The organism is Leifsonia sp. Root227, assembly GCF_001428745.1.
Taxonomy (GTDB): domain Bacteria; phylum Actinomycetota; class Actinomycetes; order Actinomycetales; family Microbacteriaceae; genus Leifsonia.
Window position 1 is genome coordinate 38,136 of record NZ_LMIO01000001.1, and the last position, 16,073, is coordinate 54,208.

Sequence of the window (16,073 nt, forward strand, 5' to 3'; positions counted from 1 at the left end):
TCAGCAACCCGGCCTCAGCGGCCCACACGTCAGCGGCCCGCACACCTCAGCGGCTGAGCGCGGCCTCGAGCTCCGGGTCGGTCGGCTCGACCAGGTGGGAGCCGTCGGGGAAGACGATGACCGGGATGTTCGTGCGGCCGCTGATCGCCTGGGCGACGTCGGCCTTCTCCGGGGTGGCCACGAGGTCGATGTAGTCGTAGTCGGCACCGAGGCGGTCGAGGAGGGCCTTGGAGCGGATGCAGTCGCGGCACCAGTCGGCGCCGAACACGGTCACTTTGTCATACGTCTGCGCGGAAGTCATGGTTCGAGCCTAAGCGCAGCAGCCTGGGAGCCGTCCATGCGGGAGCCGTCCACGACGCGCGTCGCGTGCATCCGATGGCCTTCGATGAGCGCGGCGTTCGCGCCGTCGACCTCGCGCGCCCACGCCTCCGCCGCCTCTGGAGTGCGGCCGTGGCGGGTGTGCCTGTCGATCAGGCGGCCGAGCCGCACCGACTCCGGAGTGGACACGAACCAGCTCTCCGCCAGCAGGTCGGGGATGCGCGACCACGGCTCGGCATCGGCCAGCAGGTAGTTGCCCTCCACCACCACCAGCCTGGTCTCCGGCGCGATGGCGATGCTGGCGGCGACGGGTTCGTCCACGGTGCGGTCGAAGCCGGGGGCGTACACCGTGTGCTCGCGTTCCGTCGCCACGCGTTCGAGCAGCGCGACGAAACCCCAAGCGTCGAACGTGTCGATCGCGCCCTTGCGGTCGTGGCGACCGAGCGCATCCAGGGTCGCGTTGGCGAGATGGAAGCCGTCCATCGGCAGGGATGCGGCGAACGCCGGGTGGTCGGGCATCCGGGCGTTCGCATGTTCGACAACGGCCAGCGCGAGCGTGGTCTTGCCAGAGCCTGGACTCCCCGCGATACCGACGAGCACGCGTGCGCTCGGGGACGCGAGCGTGAGGTTCACGGCCGCGTCGGCCAGCTCGTCGATCACCGGACCAGTCTCACACACGCGCGGACGCATGCTTCCGGCGAGAGCCGTCAGGTGGAAGCGACCGTGCTCGCTCGAACGACGAGTTCGGGCTGGTAGACGATCTGGCGAGGCTGGATGCCGGGGTCCGCGCTCTCCTCCAGGAGGATCTGCACAGCGGTCTCACCGATCTGGGAGCTGGGCTGGCGGATGGACGAAAGGGGAACGACCGCCGCGCTCGCGAAGTCGATGTCGTCGTAGCCGATCAACGCGATCTCGTCCGGGACGGCGATGGTGCTCTGCATGAACAGTGCTTGAAGGAGCCCGGTGGCCAGGAGATCGTTGGCCGCGAAGATCGCGTCCGGTCGTTCCGACGCTGCTCTGGCCGCGATGTCCAGGCCTGCCGCGCGCCCTTCGAGCACGCTGAGGGCGCGGACGGGGAGAACCTCGAGGGACGCGTCCGGGTACGCCGCGACAGCGCGGCGGGCGCCCTCCAGACGGTCGCTCGCCTGGCGGATCTCGAACGGGCCTCCCACGTACGCGATCCTCCTCCGTCCGATCTCCAGCAGGTGGGCGACGGCAAGCTCGCCGCCGATGACGTCGTCGACCGAGACGGAGCTGAACGATGTGTCGGGGCTCGTGCGGTCCACGAGCACCGACGGGATGCCGTGGTCGCGCAACCGTCGAAGGTGCGGAATCACATCGCCGACAGGGGAGATGAGGACGCCGTTGACGCGCTGCTGCTCGAAAAGGTCGAGGTACGTGGTCTCGCGCTCGACCTTCTCGTCACTGTTTCCGAGGAGCACCGAGAGCGAGGAATGGGCAGCGTGATCCTCGGCGCCTCTGGCGATCGCCGCGAAGAACGGGTTCGCGATGTCCAGGATGATCAGCCCGATCGCGCGACTGTGACCTGCTCGAAGCTGGCGCGCGGCGTCGTTCCGCACGAATCCGAGCTTCTGGATGGCCGTCTGGACGCGCACGACGGTGGCCTCCGCCACGCGCTCCGGGCGGTTCAGCACGTTCGAGACGGTGCCGACGGAGACGCCGGCGAGAGCGGCAACGTCCTTCACGCTCACGCTCGGCATCGCTGTCCTGTTCTGTCGCCCTGACGGAAGTGTACGGCAGGAACGCGGCGCGACGCATCCCGAATTGAATCGTTTCTATGGCTGACGCGGGATTCCGGCGGTGTGCGGCGACGTTCATCGGTTGCTGTCCGGTAACAACCACGGATTCATTGGCCGGAAGTGCTTGACGAATGAAGACGGTCGGCCATAGAGTGCTCACGTTCATTCGATTAAAACGTTTCATTCAGACGTTGCGATCCTCACTGTGGAGGCCAGGTTCCGTCAATGCCGACCAACCCGACTGTCAACGGTCCAGCCGTGCTCGAACTTCGCGATGTCGCCAAGAAGTTCGGATCGGTGGTCGCGCTGACCTCCGCCACTCTCACGGTGCATTCCAACTCCATCCACGCGCTCGTCGGCGAGAACGGGGCGGGCAAGTCGACGCTCGTCAAGATCGTCGCCGGTCTGTACCAGAAGGACTCCGGCGAATTCCTGTTCCGCGGTGAGCCGGTGGACTTCACCTCCACCGCCGCGGCCAAAGCCGCCGGCATCGCCGTCATCTACCAGGAACCGACGCTTTTCCCCGACCTCTCTGTGGTCGAGAACATCTTCATGGGCCGCCAGCCCACGGATCGGCTCGGAAGGATCGACCGCAAGGCGATGCGGGCTGAAGCGCGCGAGATCTTCGCCAGGCTGGCCGTGCGCATCGACCCGGACCGCATCGCGGAGGGGCTGTCCATCGCCGACCAGCAGATCATCGAGATCGCCAAGGCCATCTCGCTCGACGCGCGCCTGCTCATCATGGACGAGCCGACGGCAGCCCTCTCCGGCGTCGAGGTCGAGCGGCTGTTCGCGGTCGCGCGCAGCCTGCGCGATGAGGGACGGGGGCTCGTGTTCATCTCGCACCGCTTCGACGAGGTCTTCTCGCTCTGCGACACCATCACCGTGATGCGGGACGGGAGGTACATATCCACCGACGCGACCGCCGACGTCGAAGAGGACGAGATCGTGCGGCGAATGGTCGGCCGCGATGTGACCGACCTGTTCCCGAAGCAGGAGACGACGGTCGGTGATGAACTGCTCCGGGTGGATGCGCTCACATCCGTCGGCGTCTTCTCTGACGTCTCCTTCACCGTCAGAGCAGGGGAGATCGTCGCCCTGGCAGGACTCGTCGGAGCAGGCAGAAGCGAGATCGCGCGAGCCGTCTTCGGCGTCGACGGCTATCAGAGCGGCACGGTCACCCTCGCGGGCAAACCGGTGCCCAAGCGCCGGCCGGCCGCGGCGATGGCGGCCGGCCTCGCGCTCGTCCCCGAGGACCGCCGCAAGCAGGGGCTCGTGCTGGACTCGTCCGTCGCGAGGAACACCACCCTCGCCATCCGCTCGAAGCTCGCGAAGTGGGGCTTCCTCCGGAACGCGAGCGAGAACCGTGCGGCGCGGGAATGGGCGCAGCGACTCCAGGTCAAGACCTCAGCACTCGACACGCTGGCGGGGACGCTCAGCGGCGGTAACCAGCAGAAGGTCGTTCTCGGCAAGTGGCTGGCCACCAACCCCCGTGTCCTCATCATCGACGAGCCGACTCGCGGCATCGACGTCGGAACGAAAGCGGAAGTGCACAGGCTCACCTCGGAGCTCGCCGGCCGCGGAATGGGAATCCTCATGATCTCGTCCGAGCTTCCGGAGGTGCTCGGCATGGCCGACCGCGTGCTGGTCGTGCGCGAAGGCCGCATCACTGCCGAACTCTCCCGCGCGGAAGCCACGGCAGAGAACGTCATGTACGCCGCCACCCACGCCGCAGAGGAGGTCACCCGATGACCGCCCTTCAGACCCGTGAGCCCGGCTCGTCCGCGGTCACGCGCGGGGTCAGGGCATTCTTCGGCGCTCGCGAGACGGGCATCCTCCTCGCCCTGCTCGTGGTGATCGCGGTGACGACGATCATCAACCCCACCTTCCTGTTCAGCCCTGACGGCTGGCGCGATCTGCTCCTGACGCCGTCCATCCTGGTGATCGTTGCCGTGGGGCAGGCGATGGTCATCATCACCAGGAGCGTCGACCTGTCGGTCGGCTCCGTCGTCGGCCTCACGGCCTACCTCACAGGGCGGCTGTTCATCGACTTCCCCGGCATTCCGATCATCCTGGTCTTCGTCATCGGCCTCGCGGCAGGTGCGCTGCTCGGCCTGGTCAACGGCGCTCTCGTCGCGTTCGGCAAGGTGCCCGCCCTTGTGATCACCCTCGGAACCCTGTACGCATACCGCGGCATCAACGTGCTCTGGACCGGCAGCAACCGGATCAACGCGAGCGACCTGCCGTCCGGCTTCCTCAGCCTCGGCACGAACTCGTTCCTGAGCATCCCGTACCTGACGATCCTCGCCCTCGTGGTCGTGCTCGTCGCCGGCTGGTACCTGCGCAACAAGCGCGGTGGACGCGAGCTGTACGCGATCGGCTCCGACCCCGCGGCCGCAGAGCTCTACGGCCTCAAAGTGACACAGCGCATCCTGATCGCTTTCGTGCTCTGCGGCGCGCTCGCCGGGCTCGCCGGTGTGCTCTTCGCTGCCAGGTACGGCACCACGAACTCGCAGACCGGAACCGGGCTCGAACTGCAAGCCGTCGGCGCCGCCGTGATCGGCGGTGTCGCGATCTTCGGCGGGAGCGGAACCGTCTACGGTGCGGCGATCGGCGCCGTGCTGCTCCTCACCATCAACCGCGCGCTCCCCATCCTCGGCATCCAGGACTTCTGGCAGCAGGCAGTGGTCGGCGTCCTCATCATCGGAGCGATCGTGCTCGACAGGGTTCTCGCCCTTCGATTGTCCAGACGGCTCGTGGCACAACGGGAGGTCGACCAGTGACCAGCATCGGCCTCACCCCCAGCAATCGGGATGCGCAGACACGCGCCGACCGGATCATCGCGGACTACGCCAGGCCGCTCTGGCAGCGCTGGCTGCTCTCCCGCGAAACGGCTGTCATCGTCGCCCTGATCGTGGTGGCCATCGTGGCCAGCATCGTGGTGCCCAACTTCGGCACGACCACGACGCTCGGCTTCCTCCTTCTCGACGCCACGCCCATCCTGCTGATCGCCCTGCCGATGACCCTCGTCATCGTGAGCGGCGAGATCGACCTGTCTGTCGCGAGCACGCTCGGCCTCAGCAGCGTCATGCTCGGTGTCCTCACCAAGGCGGGGTGGCCGATCGAGGTCGCGATGGTCGTCTGCATCGTCGTGGGGATCGTGGCGGGGATGGTCAACGGCTTCCTCGTCACCGTGGTGGGACTGCCCTCCCTGGCGGTCACCATCGGAACCCTCGCGCTGTTCAGGGGCATTGCGGTCGGGATGCTCGGCACCACAGCGATAACGGAGTTCCCGTTCGAGTGGCAGAACCTGGTGCAGATGCGATTCGGGACGAGCGGCATCCCCGTGGTGATGGTGCTCGTGGTGGCCCTGATCATCGTGTTCTCGCTGGTGCTCCACTTCACGCCGTTCGGCAGGGGACTGTTCGCCCTCGGCCTGAGCAAGGACGCTGCTGCGTTCTCCGGGGTGGACGTCGATCGCACGAAGTTCATCGCGTTCATGCTCACCGGTGCGGTGTCGGCGCTCGCGGGCATCTACTGGACGCTCCGCTACGGCAGCGCAAGAGGCGACAACGCGATCGGACTCGAACTCTCGGTGATCGCCGCAGTGCTTCTCGGCGGTGTGTCGATCTTCGGCGGCAAAGGGGCGATGCACGGCGTCGTCGCCGGTGTGTTGCTGATCGGTGTGCTGCAGAGCGCTCTGCGCCTCGCCAACGTCAGTTCGGACGCCATCAACATCATCACCGGCGCCCTGCTGGTCATCTCGGTTCTCTCCCCGCGCATCCTCGGCTGGTTCTCGGCGCGCCGCGCCGCTTCCCGTCGATCGCGCAGCACACCTGCACTCACACAACCCCAATGAAAGGAACAAGGATGTTGCCTCACACAACCAAGAGTCGAGGTCTCCGTCGTGCGCTCAGCATCGGAGCAGGCGTCGTGGCCATCGCGCTGCTGGCGACGGGATGCTCAAGCGGCGGTAGCAACGGAGGCTCCACCTCCGGGGACAAGAACTACAAGATCACCTTCCTGCCCAAGAACCTCGGCAACCCGTACTTCGACACCTCGGACAAGGGCGGTCAGACGGCCATCAAGTCGTTCGGCGGCACATACAACCAGGTGGGACCGTCGACGGCGACCGCCGACGCCCAGGTCAGCTACATCAACACGCTCACGCAGCAGGGCGTCGGGGCGATCGTGCTCTCCGCCAACGACCCGACCGCTCTGGGCAGCGCGTTGACGCAGGCGAAGTCATCCAACGTCAAGGTGGTCACGTTCGACTCCGACACCGATCCGAAGTACCGCGACGTGTTCGTCAACCAGGCGACCGCCGAGGGCATCGCGAAGGTGCAGGTCGACACGATCACCAAGGAGATCGGCGACAGCGGCGAGATCGCCATCCTGTCCGCCGCCGCCAACGCGACCAACCAGAACGCGTGGATCGAGTTGATGAAGAAGGACCTGGCGGCCGACCACCCCAACGTCAAGCTCGTCGACACGGTCTACGGGAACGACGACGACCAGACCTCCTTCGACAAGACGGCCGCGCTGCTGCAGACGCACCCGAACCTGAAAGGCATCGTCTCGCCGACCACCGTCGGCATCGCGGCGGCAGCACGCTACCTGTCGACCTCGGCGTTCAAGGGCAAGGTCAAGCTGACCGGCCTCGGCACGCCGAACCAGATGCGTGAGTTCGTGAAGGACGGAACAGTCGACGAGTTCGCACTGTGGAACCCGGAAGATCTGGGCTACCTGGCCGCGTTCACCGCGAAGGCGCTGATCGACGGCACGATCACCGGCAAGAAGGGCGACTCCTTCACCGCCGGCAAGCTCGGGAAGTTCACCGTCGGCGACAACGGCACCGTCCTCCTCGGTGACCCGTACGTCTTCAACAAGGACAACATCGACAAGTTCAACTTCTGATCATGACCGGGCCGGTGGTCGTCCACCGGCCCGGTTCCACCCCCATCCGAAGGACGTCTCATGCAACGCGCATGTTTCCGGCTACACCTGCGCCAGGACAGGATCGACGCATACCGGGAGCGTCACGCCGCCGTCTGGCCGGAGATGCTCCAGGCGCTCAAGCAGGCCGGCTGGGATAACTACTCGCTGTTCATCGCTCCGGACGGAACGCTCATCGGCTACGTCGAAGCGAGCGACTCCATCGACCAGGCCCAGGCTCGCATGGCACTGACCGACGTGAACACCCGTTGGCAGGAGCAGATGGGCGAGTTCTTCACCGAACTCGACGGGGCTTCCCCTGACGAGGGCTTCGAGCTCCTCGACGAAATCTTCCACCTCGAGGACCAGCTGGCGTCCTCGGCAGGTGACGAACCGACATCAGCACCAGCACGATAGGCGGACGAACAATGACCTCCCTCTCCACAATCGCTCCGATCCTGCAGCAGCAGGCGATCGAGCTGCCCTCGTGGGCGTTCGGCAACTCCGGCACCCGGTTCAAGGTGTTCGGGTCGCCTGGCACGCCGCGCGACCCGTTCGAGAAGATCGCGGACGCCGCGCAGGTGCACAAGCACACCGGCCTCGCGCCGAAGGTCGCGCTGCACATCCCGTGGGATGTGGTGGACTCGTACGCCGACCTGCGCAAGCACGCGGAGGATCACGGGGTCGGGCTGGGCACGGTCAACTCGAACACCTTCCAGGACGACGCGTACAAGCTGGGGTCGGTGACCCACAGCGACCCGGCGATCAGGCAGAAGGCGATCGACCACCATTTCCGCTGCATCGACGTGATGGACGAGACCGGTTCGCGCGACCTCAAGATCTGGCTGGCGGACGGCACCAACTATCCGGGCCAGGACGACATCAGGGCCAGGCAGGACAGGCTGGCGGAGTCGCTCGCGGCGATCTACGCGCGGCTCGGCGACGACCAGCGGATGGTGCTCGAGTACAAGTTCTTCGAGCCGGCGTTCTATCACACGGACGTTCCCGACTGGGGGACCAGCTACGCGCACACGGTGGCGCTCGGCGAGAAGGCGTACGTCTGCCTCGACACCGGCCACCACGCGCCCGGCACGAACATCGAGTTCATCGTCGCCCAGCTCCTCCGCCTCGGCAAGCTCGGCTCGTTCGACTTCAACTCGCGGTTCTACGCGGACGACGACCTGATCGTCGGCGCCGCCGATCCGTTCCAGCTGTTCCGGATCATCGCGGAGGTGGTGCGCGGCGGCGGGCTCAACAACCCGGATGTGGCGTTCATGCTCGACCAGTGCCACAACATCGAGAAGAAGATCCCCGGGCAGATCCGGTCGGTGCTCAACGTGCAGGAGATGACGGCGCGCGCGCTGCTGATCGACAGGGAGGCGCTCTCCGCCGCCCAGGCCGCGGGCGACGTCCTCGGCGCCAACGGCATCCTGATGGACGCCTTCTACACGGACGTGCGCCCAGCGCTCGCCGAGTGGCGAGAGTCCCGCGGGCTCCCCGCCGACCCGATGGCCGCGTACGCCGCGTCCGGATATCAGGAGAAGATCGAGGCCGACCGCGTCGGCGGGACGCAGGCGGGATGGGGCGCCTGATGACGAACGAGGCAGCAGCAGAACTCATCGCACGGTCGAACCGGCTCGGCGCCGACCCGAGGAACACCAACTACGCAGGCGGCAATACGTCAGCCAAGGGCACGGAGACCGACCCTGTCACCGGCGAGCCGGTGGAGCTGCTCTGGGTGAAGGGGTCAGGCGGCGATCTCGGCACGCTGACCGAGGCCGGGCTGGCGGTGCTGCGGCTGGACAGGCTGCGCGCCCTGACCGGCGTGTACCCAGGAGTCGACCGCGAGGACGAGATGGTCGCGGCGTTCGACTACACACTGCACGGCAAGGGCGGTGCCGCGCCGTCGATCGACACGGCCATGCACGGGCTGGTTGATGCGGCTCACGTCGACCACCTGCATCCGGACTCCGGCATCGCGTTCGCGACGGCCGCTGACGGCGAGCGGCTGACGGCCGAGGCGTTCGGCGGTCGCGTGGTGTGGGTGCCCTGGCGGCGGCCCGGCTTCCAGCTCGGCCTCGACATCGCGGCGGTGAAGGAGGCCAACCCGGATGCGATCGGCTGCATCCTTGGCGGGCATGGCATCACCGCGTGGGGCGACACCAGCGACGACGCAGAGGCGAACTCGTTGTGGATCATCGAGACAGCAGCGGCCTACATCGCAGCGCACGGGCGGCCGGAGCCGTTCGGAACCGGGTTGGACGGTTACGCGCCGCTTCCCGAGGCCGAGCGGCGCGCGAAGGCGGCGGCGCTCGCCCCGCACCTGCGGGCGCTCGCGTCGACGGATCGCGTGCAGGTGGGTCACTTCAGCGACGCGGACGAGGTGCTCGACTTCCTGGCTATGGCCGAGCATCCACGGTTGGCCGCCCTCGGCACGTCCTGCCCAGACCACTTCCTGCGCACGAAGGTGAAGCCGCTGGTGCTCGACCTGCCCGCCGACGCGTCCATCGAGGATTCGGTGGCGAGGCTGGAGGAGCTGCACGCGGCGTACCGCGCCGACTACCAGGCGTACTACGACCGCTACGCGACGGACGATTCGCCGGCCATCCGCGGCGCGGACCCCGCGATCGTGCTCATCCCCGGCGTCGGGATGTTCAGCTACGGCGCGAACAAGCAGACGGCGAGAGTGGCGGGCGAGTTCTACATCAACGCGATCAACGTCATGCGCGGCGCCGAGGCCCTGTCGACATACGCGCCGATCGACGAGTCGGAGAAGTTCCGCATCGAATACTGGGCGCTGGAGGAGGCGAAGCTCCAGCGGATGCCGAAGCCCAAGCCGCTCGCGGGGCGGGTGGCGCTCGTGACCGGCGCAGCGTCCGGGATCGGCAAGGCCATCGCCACCAGGCTCGCGGCCGAGGGTGCGTGCGTCGTCATCGCCGACCTCGACCTCGCGAAGGCGCAGGACGCCGCTGCGTCCATCGGCGGCACGGACGTGGCCGTCGGCGTGCAGGCGGACGTCACAGACGAGCGGGCGGTGCAGTCGGCCGTGGATGCCTCCCTGCTGGCGTTCGGCGGCCTCGACCTGGTGGTCAACAACGCAGGGCTGTCGCTGTCGAAATCGCTCCTGGAGACGACCGTGGCCGACTGGGACCTGCAGCACGACGTGATGGCGAAGGGCTCGTTCCTGGTCTCGCGCGCCGCGGCGAGGGTGCTGATCGATCAGAAGCTCGGGGGAGACATCGTCTACATCTCGTCGAAGAACTCGATCTTCGCCGGTCCGAACAACATCGCGTACTCAGCGACCAAGGCCGACCAGGCGCACCAGGTGCGGCTGCTCGCGGCGGAGCTCGGCGAGCACGGCGTGCGGGTCAACGGGATCAACCCGGACGGCGTCGTGCGCGGGTCCGGGATCTTCGCCGGCGGCTGGGGCGCGAAGCGCGCCGCGGTCTACGGGGTTCCGGAGGAGGAGCTCGGCCAGTACTACGCGCAGCGCACGCTGCTCAAGCGCGAGGTGCTGCCGGAACACGTCGCGAACGCGGTGTTCGTGCTGTGCTCGTCCGACCTCGACCACACGACAGGCCTGCACATCCCGGTCGACGCCGGCGTCGCGGCGGCGTTCTTGCGATGAGCGCGAGTGCGACGGGCGCGGTCGCCGCGGTCGACCTCGGGGCGACCAGCGGGCGCGTGATGATCGGGAGGGTCGGGCCGGACACGCTCGACCTGACGGAGGCCGTACGGTTCCCGAACACGCCCGTCACGCTGTGGGAGGGCGACCGCCCCGGTCTGCACTGGGACATCGCGGAGCTGTACCGCAACGTCGTCGACGGGCTGGGGAATGCGCTGCGCGCCGAGCCGGGGATCGTGAGCGTCGGGGTGGATGCGTGGGCCGTCGATTACGGGCTGCTGCGCGGCGGGGTGCTCCAGGGCATCCCGTACCACTACCGCGACGAGCGGGCAGCGGCCGGGACGCCGCTGGTGCACGAGCGGGTGCCCGCCGGCGAGCTGTACCGGCAGAACGGCCTGCAGTACCTGCCGTTCAACTCGCTCTACCAGCTCGCGGTCGACAACGCGGCCGGGCGACTCGACGGCGTCGACACGATGCTGCTCATCCCCGATCTGATCGCGTACTGGCTGAGCGGAGAGCGCGTCGCGGAGCGCACGAACGCATCCACGACGGGGTTGCTCGGCGTCGACGGGACGTGGAACGCGCCGCTGATCGACGCACTGGAGCTGCCGCGCGGCCTGTTCCGCCCTGTGGTGGATTCGGGGACCGTGATCGGGCCGCTGCTGCCGAGTGTGCGTGGCGAGCTGCGCATCCCGAGCGGGGTGGCCGATGTCGCTGAACGGGCCGGAAGCGGGATTCCCGGTGGGCCGGTGGTGACCGCGGTCGGCTCGCACGACACGGCGTCTGCGGTGGTGGCCGTGCCCCTGCGCTCGGAGAACGCGGCGTACATCTCCTGCGGAACCTGGGGGCTGGTCGGCCTCGAGCTGGACCGGCCGGTGCTGAGCGAGGCCGCTCGAGAGGCCAACTTCACCAACGAGGGCGGCGTGGATGGGCGGGTCAGGTTTCTGCACAACGTGATGGGGCTGTGGTTGCTGAGCGAGTGCATCCGGAGCTGGCGTGCTGCGGGGATCGACGCCGACCTGGTGGACCTGCTGGAACGAGCGGGGTCGCTGACGACGCCGGTGCCGGTGTTCGACGCGAACGACCAGCGCTTCCTGGCTCCTGGCGACATGCCGTCGCGGATCGCGTCCTGGTGCGCGGAGCGCGGGGTGGCGGCGCCGGACGGTCCTGCCGAGTACGTGCGGAGCATCGTGGAGAGCCTCGCCGAGGCGTTCGCGACGGCCGTGCGGACGGCGTCTGCGCTGTCCGGGCGGCCCGTGGACACCGTGCACATCGTGGGAGGGGGTGCGCGCAACCGGCTGCTCTGCCAGCTGGTCGCCGACCGCTGCGGCGTGCCGGTGCTCGCCGGGCCCGTCGAGGCGACGGCCATCGGCAACGTGCTGGTGCAGGCGCGGGCGCACGGCCTGGTGCACGGTGACCTGGAGGCGCTTCGCGCCCTGGTCCTCGCCACCCACCCGCCGATCGAGTACCTCCCTGCGGCCTCGGCGACGCTCTCGCGACTCCAGTAACTGTCGCACACCGCCCGGGATGCGCAGCAGTTGCGGGTGTCTCGTTGTGCGGCCGGCTCCGCGGCTCTGGAAAACCTCTGGTCAGGAGGCGCGAGCGGCAGTCGCCTCGGTGTCTGCGAGGTCTTCGCGGGCGGTCTCGCGCGGCGAGAGCGTGAAGCGCGGGCGCCAGGACGTGAAGCGGAGGCGCAGGCTGCGGTACTTGACCAGGTAGAAGACGCCCACGATCGCCGCGGCGAAGCCGGATGCGGCACCCACCCCCATCGCCCAGCGCGGGCCGAACGTGTCGGCCACCCAGCCGACGATCGGGGCACCCACGGGGGTCCCGCCCATGAAGATCGCCATGTAGATGGCCATCACGCGCCCGCGGAGCTGCGGGTCCGTCGTCATCTGGACGACGCCGTTCGCGGTGGTCATCAGGGTCTGCGACGAGACGCCGATCACGATGAGCGCGAGTGCGAAGAGCCAGAAGTCCGGCATCACGGCGGCCAGCGCGCAGCCGAAGCCGAAGAACGCTGCGCCGGCGAAGAGGAGCGCGACGCGCGGCCGCTCGCGGCGGGCGGAGAGCAGCGCGCCGACCACGGAGCCGATCGCCACGATCGACGAGAGCAGGCCGTACTCGCCTGCGCCGGCGTGGAAGACCGACACCGACATCGTGGAGATGAAGATCGGGAAGTTGAGGCCGAACGTGCCGATCAGGAACACCATCACGAGGATCACCATGATGTCGGGGCGCCGCCGCACGTACCGGAAGCCCTCGGCCAGACCGCCGCGCTGCCGCTTCGCCCGCTCCGACCTGTACAGTTTCTCGATCCGCAGGAACTTGAGCGAGAGCAGTACGGCGCCGAACGTGGCCGCGTTGATCAGGAACACCCAGCCGGCCCCGACCACGGCGACCAGCAGGCCGGCCACAGCGGGACCGAGCAGGCGCGCCATGTTAAACGACGCCGAGTTGAGCGCGACGGCGTTCGACAGGTTCGGTCCGGCCACCAGCTCGGAGACGAACGTCTGCCGCGCGGGGGCATCGAACGCCGCGACGCAGCCGAGGAGCAGCGCGAACACGTACACGTGCCAGAGCTGCACGACACCGGTGACGGTCAGGATGCCCAGCCCGAGCCCCAGCGCGCCCATCGCCCCCTGCGTGGCCATGAGCAGCTTGCGGCGGTCCAGGTGGTCGGCCGCCCATCCCGTCACGGGCAGGAGCAGCAGCTGCGGCCCGAACTGCAGCGCCATCACGAAGCCGACAGCCGCCGCGTTGTTGTGGGTGAGCTGGGTGAGGACGATCCAGTCCTGCGCCGTGCGCTGCATCCAGGTGCCGACATTGGAGACGATCGCTCCCGCCGCCCAGATGCGGTAGTTCACCCCGGAGAGCGAACGGAACATCGCACTCACGAGTCGGCCAGCTCTCGGAGGATGGCCGCCGCATCCACCAGGGTCGCCCGCTGCTCGGGGGTGAGGGTGCGCAGCCGCTTGTGCAGCCAGGCGTCGCGCCGTCTCCTGGTCTCGGCGACGAGGGCGAGGCCCTGCTCGGTCGGCACGACGACCACCTTGCGGCCGTCGTCGGCGTCCGGAGTGCGGCGAACGTACCCGGCCTCTTCCAGGCAGTTGATCGTGCGGTTCATCGACGGCGGCTTGACGCGTTCGTGCTCGCTGAGCCGCCCGATGGTGCTGGGGCCTTCTCGCACCAGGAACGCCAGAGTGGAGGTCTGGGTGTCGCTGAGCTCGTCGTCCGCCTTCTCCGCCCTGAGCCGACGGGAGAGCCGCGCCACCGCGATGCGGACGGCGGTGCTGAGGTCGTGGGTGGAGAGTCTTTGAGCCATATATCGTTAGCCTAACAAATTAGTCTTGCTAAATAAATCCCGTTCGCCGCCGGCGTGCGCCAGAATGACGACGTGCCCAGCTACGAAGATGCTCACGGCGTCGAGATCACCTACGACGTGTACCAGGTCGAGACCCCGCGGGCGGTGGTGCAGGTCGCGCACGGCGTCGGCGAGCACGCTGGTCGCTACCGGCTGCTGGCCGAGCATCTCAACGCGAACGGCTTCACCGTGTACGCCGACGACCACCGCGGCCACGGGCGGACAGGCATGGCCCAGTGGCAAGGGGACGCCACCCGGCTCGGCAGGCTCGGGGTCGGCGGCCTGCGGGCGACAGTGGATGCGCTGCACGACTTCTCGCGGCTCATCCGCGAAGAGAACCCCGACCTCCCGCTGGTCTTCTTCGGTCACAGCTGGGGGTCGCTGATGGGCCAGATGATCCTCAACACGCACAGCAGCGACTACGACGCCGCCGTGCTCTCCGGCACCGCGTACCGGGTGCTCGGCTCGATGAACAGCGGCGACCTGAACAAGCGGCACGCCCATCTCGGCACGACGGGCGCAGAGTGGCTGAGCCGCGACCCGGCCGTCGCGCAGGCGTTCGTCGACGATCCGCTCACCACGCTCACCCCGATCGCGAAGCTGTTCGGTCTGGCGGACGCCTCCAGGCTGCTCGGCCGTCCCTCCCGCTCGTTCGCACGCGACCTGCCGCTGCTCATCCAGGTGGGAGGGGACGACCCGCTCGGCGGAGAGGCCAGTGCCCGCAAGCTGGAGAAGGCGTACCGGGAGCGGTCGGGGCTCACCGACGTGACCACGATCGTCTATCCAGGCGCGCGCCACGAGATCTACAACGAGACCAACAAGGCCGAGGTCATGGCCGACCTGACCGCCTGGCTGGATGCGCGCATCCCGTCGCGGGAGTAGCCGGTCGATCCGGAGAGCCGCCTGGCGATCTAGGCTGTAGCCATGCACGGTGAATACAAGGTTCCTGGTGGCAAGCTCGTCGTCGTCGACCTGGAGGTGATCGACGGCAGGCTCGCGAACTTCCGCCTCGCCGGCGACTTCTTCCTCGAACCGGACACGGCGCTGGAGGCGATCGACCGCTCGGTGAACGGTCTCCCGGCCGAGTCGGATGCCGCGACCATCGCCGCCGCTGTCCGCGGCGCGCTGCCGGAGGGCGCGACGCTGCTCGGCTTCTCGCCGGAAGCGGTCGCCGTCGCCGTGCGCCGCTCGCTCGCCCGCGCGACGAGCTGGCGCGACTACGACTGGCAGATCGTGCACTCCAAGGCTGTGCCTCCTGTGATGCAGATGGCGCTCGACGAGGTGCTCGCCACCGAGGTCGGAGAGGGGCGTCGCGGCCCGACGCTGCGGATCTGGGAGTGGGACGAGCCTGCGGTGGTCATCGGCAGCTTCCAGTCGGTGAAGAACGAAGTGGATGCGGAGAACGCCGAGAAGTACGGCTTCGACGTGGTGCGGCGAATCTCCGGCGGCGGCGCGATGTTCATGGAGGCCGGCTCGGTCGTCACGTACTCGATCTACGCCCCGGCCGATCTGGTGCAGGGGATGAGCTTCGCCGACAGCTACGCCTTCCTCGACGAGTGGGCGATCGTCGCCCTGAAGTCGCTCGGCATCGACGCGTTCTACCAGCCGCTCAACGACATCACGAGCCCGAAGGGCAAGATCGGCGGCGCCGCGCAGAAGCGTCTCGGCTCCGGCGCTGTGCTTCACCACGTGACCATGAGCTACGACATGGACGGTCAGAAGATGACCGAGGTGCTGCGCATCGGCCGCGAGAAGATCAGCGACAAGGGCATCACCAGCGCGGCGAAGCGCGTCGACCCGCTGCGCAGCCAGACCGGCATGACCCGCGCCGAGATCATCGACCGCATGAAGCAGACCTTCACCCAGCTGTACGGCGCGACTCCCGGCGACATCACGCCGGAGGAGTACGCCGCCGCCGAGAAGCTCGTCGCCGAGAAGTTCGGCACCACGGAGTGGCTCTACCGCGTCCCGTAGACCGCGCCCCTCGCATCCCGTCGAGCCCAGCCTTCTTCATCGTTCAACGCAATTGCGGTGAAAAAGCCTGGGCTCGATTGCGTCTGAGGCGAGAGTG

At 68.1% G+C, this 16,073-nt stretch carries 15 protein-coding genes; 10 read left to right on the forward strand and 5 right to left on the reverse strand.

The genetic code is table 11. The annotated features are described in order from the left end of the window. Positions 1-46: 46 nt before the first annotated feature. The 3 genes from ASE16_RS00180 to ASE16_RS00190 are packed head-to-tail and all read right to left on the reverse strand — an operon-like array spanning position 47 to position 2,039. Positions 47-301 carry a glutaredoxin family protein gene (locus ASE16_RS00180; RefSeq protein ID WP_055889041.1) on the reverse strand — a complete coding sequence of 85 codons (255 nt, stop codon included), beginning with the start codon at positions 299-301 and terminating at the stop codon, positions 47-49. After that, positions 298-978 (reverse strand): nucleoside/nucleotide kinase family protein, encoded by a 681-nt coding sequence (locus ASE16_RS00185; protein WP_235500085.1) that lies wholly within the window; start codon positions 976-978, stop codon positions 298-300. The genes ASE16_RS00180 and ASE16_RS00185 overlap by 4 nt, the downstream gene beginning before the upstream one ends. 47 nt (positions 979-1,025) lie before the next feature. After that, on the reverse strand, positions 1,026-2,039 hold the full coding sequence (locus ASE16_RS00190) for a LacI family DNA-binding transcriptional regulator (RefSeq protein ID WP_055889047.1): 1,014 nt from the start codon (positions 2,037-2,039) through the stop codon (positions 1,026-1,028). Positions 2,040-2,303: 264 nt separating this feature from the next. Here ASE16_RS00190 and ASE16_RS00195 point away from each other — a divergent pair, with 264 nt between their 5' ends. From ASE16_RS00195 to ASE16_RS00230, 8 genes are read left to right on the forward strand one after another with little or no spacing between them, the layout of a single operon-like run. Further along, the gene (locus tag ASE16_RS00195) at positions 2,304-3,830 is read left to right on the forward strand and encodes a sugar ABC transporter ATP-binding protein (protein ID WP_055889050.1); all 1,527 of its coding nucleotides are present in this window, start codon (positions 2,304-2,306) and stop codon (positions 3,828-3,830) included. Further along, a complete protein-coding gene (locus ASE16_RS00200; RefSeq protein WP_055889055.1) occupies positions 3,827-4,861 on the forward strand; it encodes an ABC transporter permease in 1,035 nt (344 codons plus the stop codon). The genes ASE16_RS00195 and ASE16_RS00200 overlap by 4 nt, the downstream gene beginning before the upstream one ends. A gap of 5 nt (positions 4,862-4,866) precedes the next feature. Continuing rightward, on the forward strand, positions 4,867-5,937 hold the full coding sequence (locus tag ASE16_RS00205; RefSeq protein WP_055891318.1) for an ABC transporter permease: 1,071 nt from the start codon (positions 4,867-4,869) through the stop codon (positions 5,935-5,937). An 11-nt stretch (positions 5,938-5,948) separates the two neighbouring features. Next, positions 5,949-6,995, forward strand: a complete 1,047-nt coding sequence (rhaS, locus tag ASE16_RS00210) for a rhamnose ABC transporter substrate-binding protein (RefSeq protein WP_055889058.1) — start codon at positions 5,949-5,951, stop codon at positions 6,993-6,995. A 60-nt stretch (positions 6,996-7,055) separates the two neighbouring features. Next, positions 7,056-7,430, forward strand: a complete 375-nt coding sequence (locus tag ASE16_RS00215) for an L-rhamnose mutarotase (RefSeq protein WP_055889062.1) — start codon at positions 7,056-7,058, stop codon at positions 7,428-7,430. Positions 7,431-7,441: 11 nt separating this feature from the next. Next, positions 7,442-8,605, forward strand: a complete 1,164-nt coding sequence (rhaI, locus tag ASE16_RS00220) for an L-rhamnose isomerase (RefSeq protein WP_055889066.1) — start codon at positions 7,442-7,444, stop codon at positions 8,603-8,605. Beyond that, positions 8,605-10,641, forward strand: coding sequence for a bifunctional aldolase/short-chain dehydrogenase (locus tag ASE16_RS00225; protein ID WP_200949515.1), 2,037 nt, complete (start codon positions 8,605-8,607; stop codon positions 10,639-10,641). Before rhaI ends, ASE16_RS00225 begins: the two co-directional genes overlap by 1 nt. Then, complete coding sequence (locus ASE16_RS00230; protein ID WP_055889072.1) at positions 10,638-12,146, forward strand: rhamnulokinase; 1,509 nt, start codon at positions 10,638-10,640, stop codon at positions 12,144-12,146. Before ASE16_RS00225 ends, ASE16_RS00230 begins: the two co-directional genes overlap by 4 nt. Before the next feature lie 81 nt (positions 12,147-12,227). Here ASE16_RS00230 and ASE16_RS00235 read toward each other — a convergent pair whose 3' ends face one another. Both ASE16_RS00235 and ASE16_RS00240 read right to left on the reverse strand, forming a co-directional pair. Further along, complete coding sequence (locus tag ASE16_RS00235; RefSeq protein WP_055891320.1) at positions 12,228-13,526, reverse strand: MFS transporter; 1,299 nt, start codon at positions 13,524-13,526, stop codon at positions 12,228-12,230. 5 nt (positions 13,527-13,531) lie between these two features. Further along, positions 13,532-13,963, reverse strand: a complete 432-nt coding sequence (locus ASE16_RS00240) for a MarR family winged helix-turn-helix transcriptional regulator (RefSeq protein WP_055889075.1) — start codon at positions 13,961-13,963, stop codon at positions 13,532-13,534. Between the two features lie 72 nt (positions 13,964-14,035). Between ASE16_RS00240 and ASE16_RS00245 the strand changes: the two genes are divergently transcribed. Continuing rightward, entirely contained in the window at positions 14,036-14,884 is an 849-nt protein-coding gene (locus tag ASE16_RS00245) for an alpha/beta fold hydrolase (RefSeq protein WP_055889078.1), read from the forward strand. Positions 14,885-14,926: 42 nt separating this feature from the next. Then, positions 14,927-15,976, forward strand: coding sequence for a biotin/lipoate A/B protein ligase family protein (locus tag ASE16_RS00250; RefSeq protein WP_055889080.1), 1,050 nt, complete (start codon positions 14,927-14,929; stop codon positions 15,974-15,976). Positions 15,977-16,073: the final 97 nt, after the last annotated feature.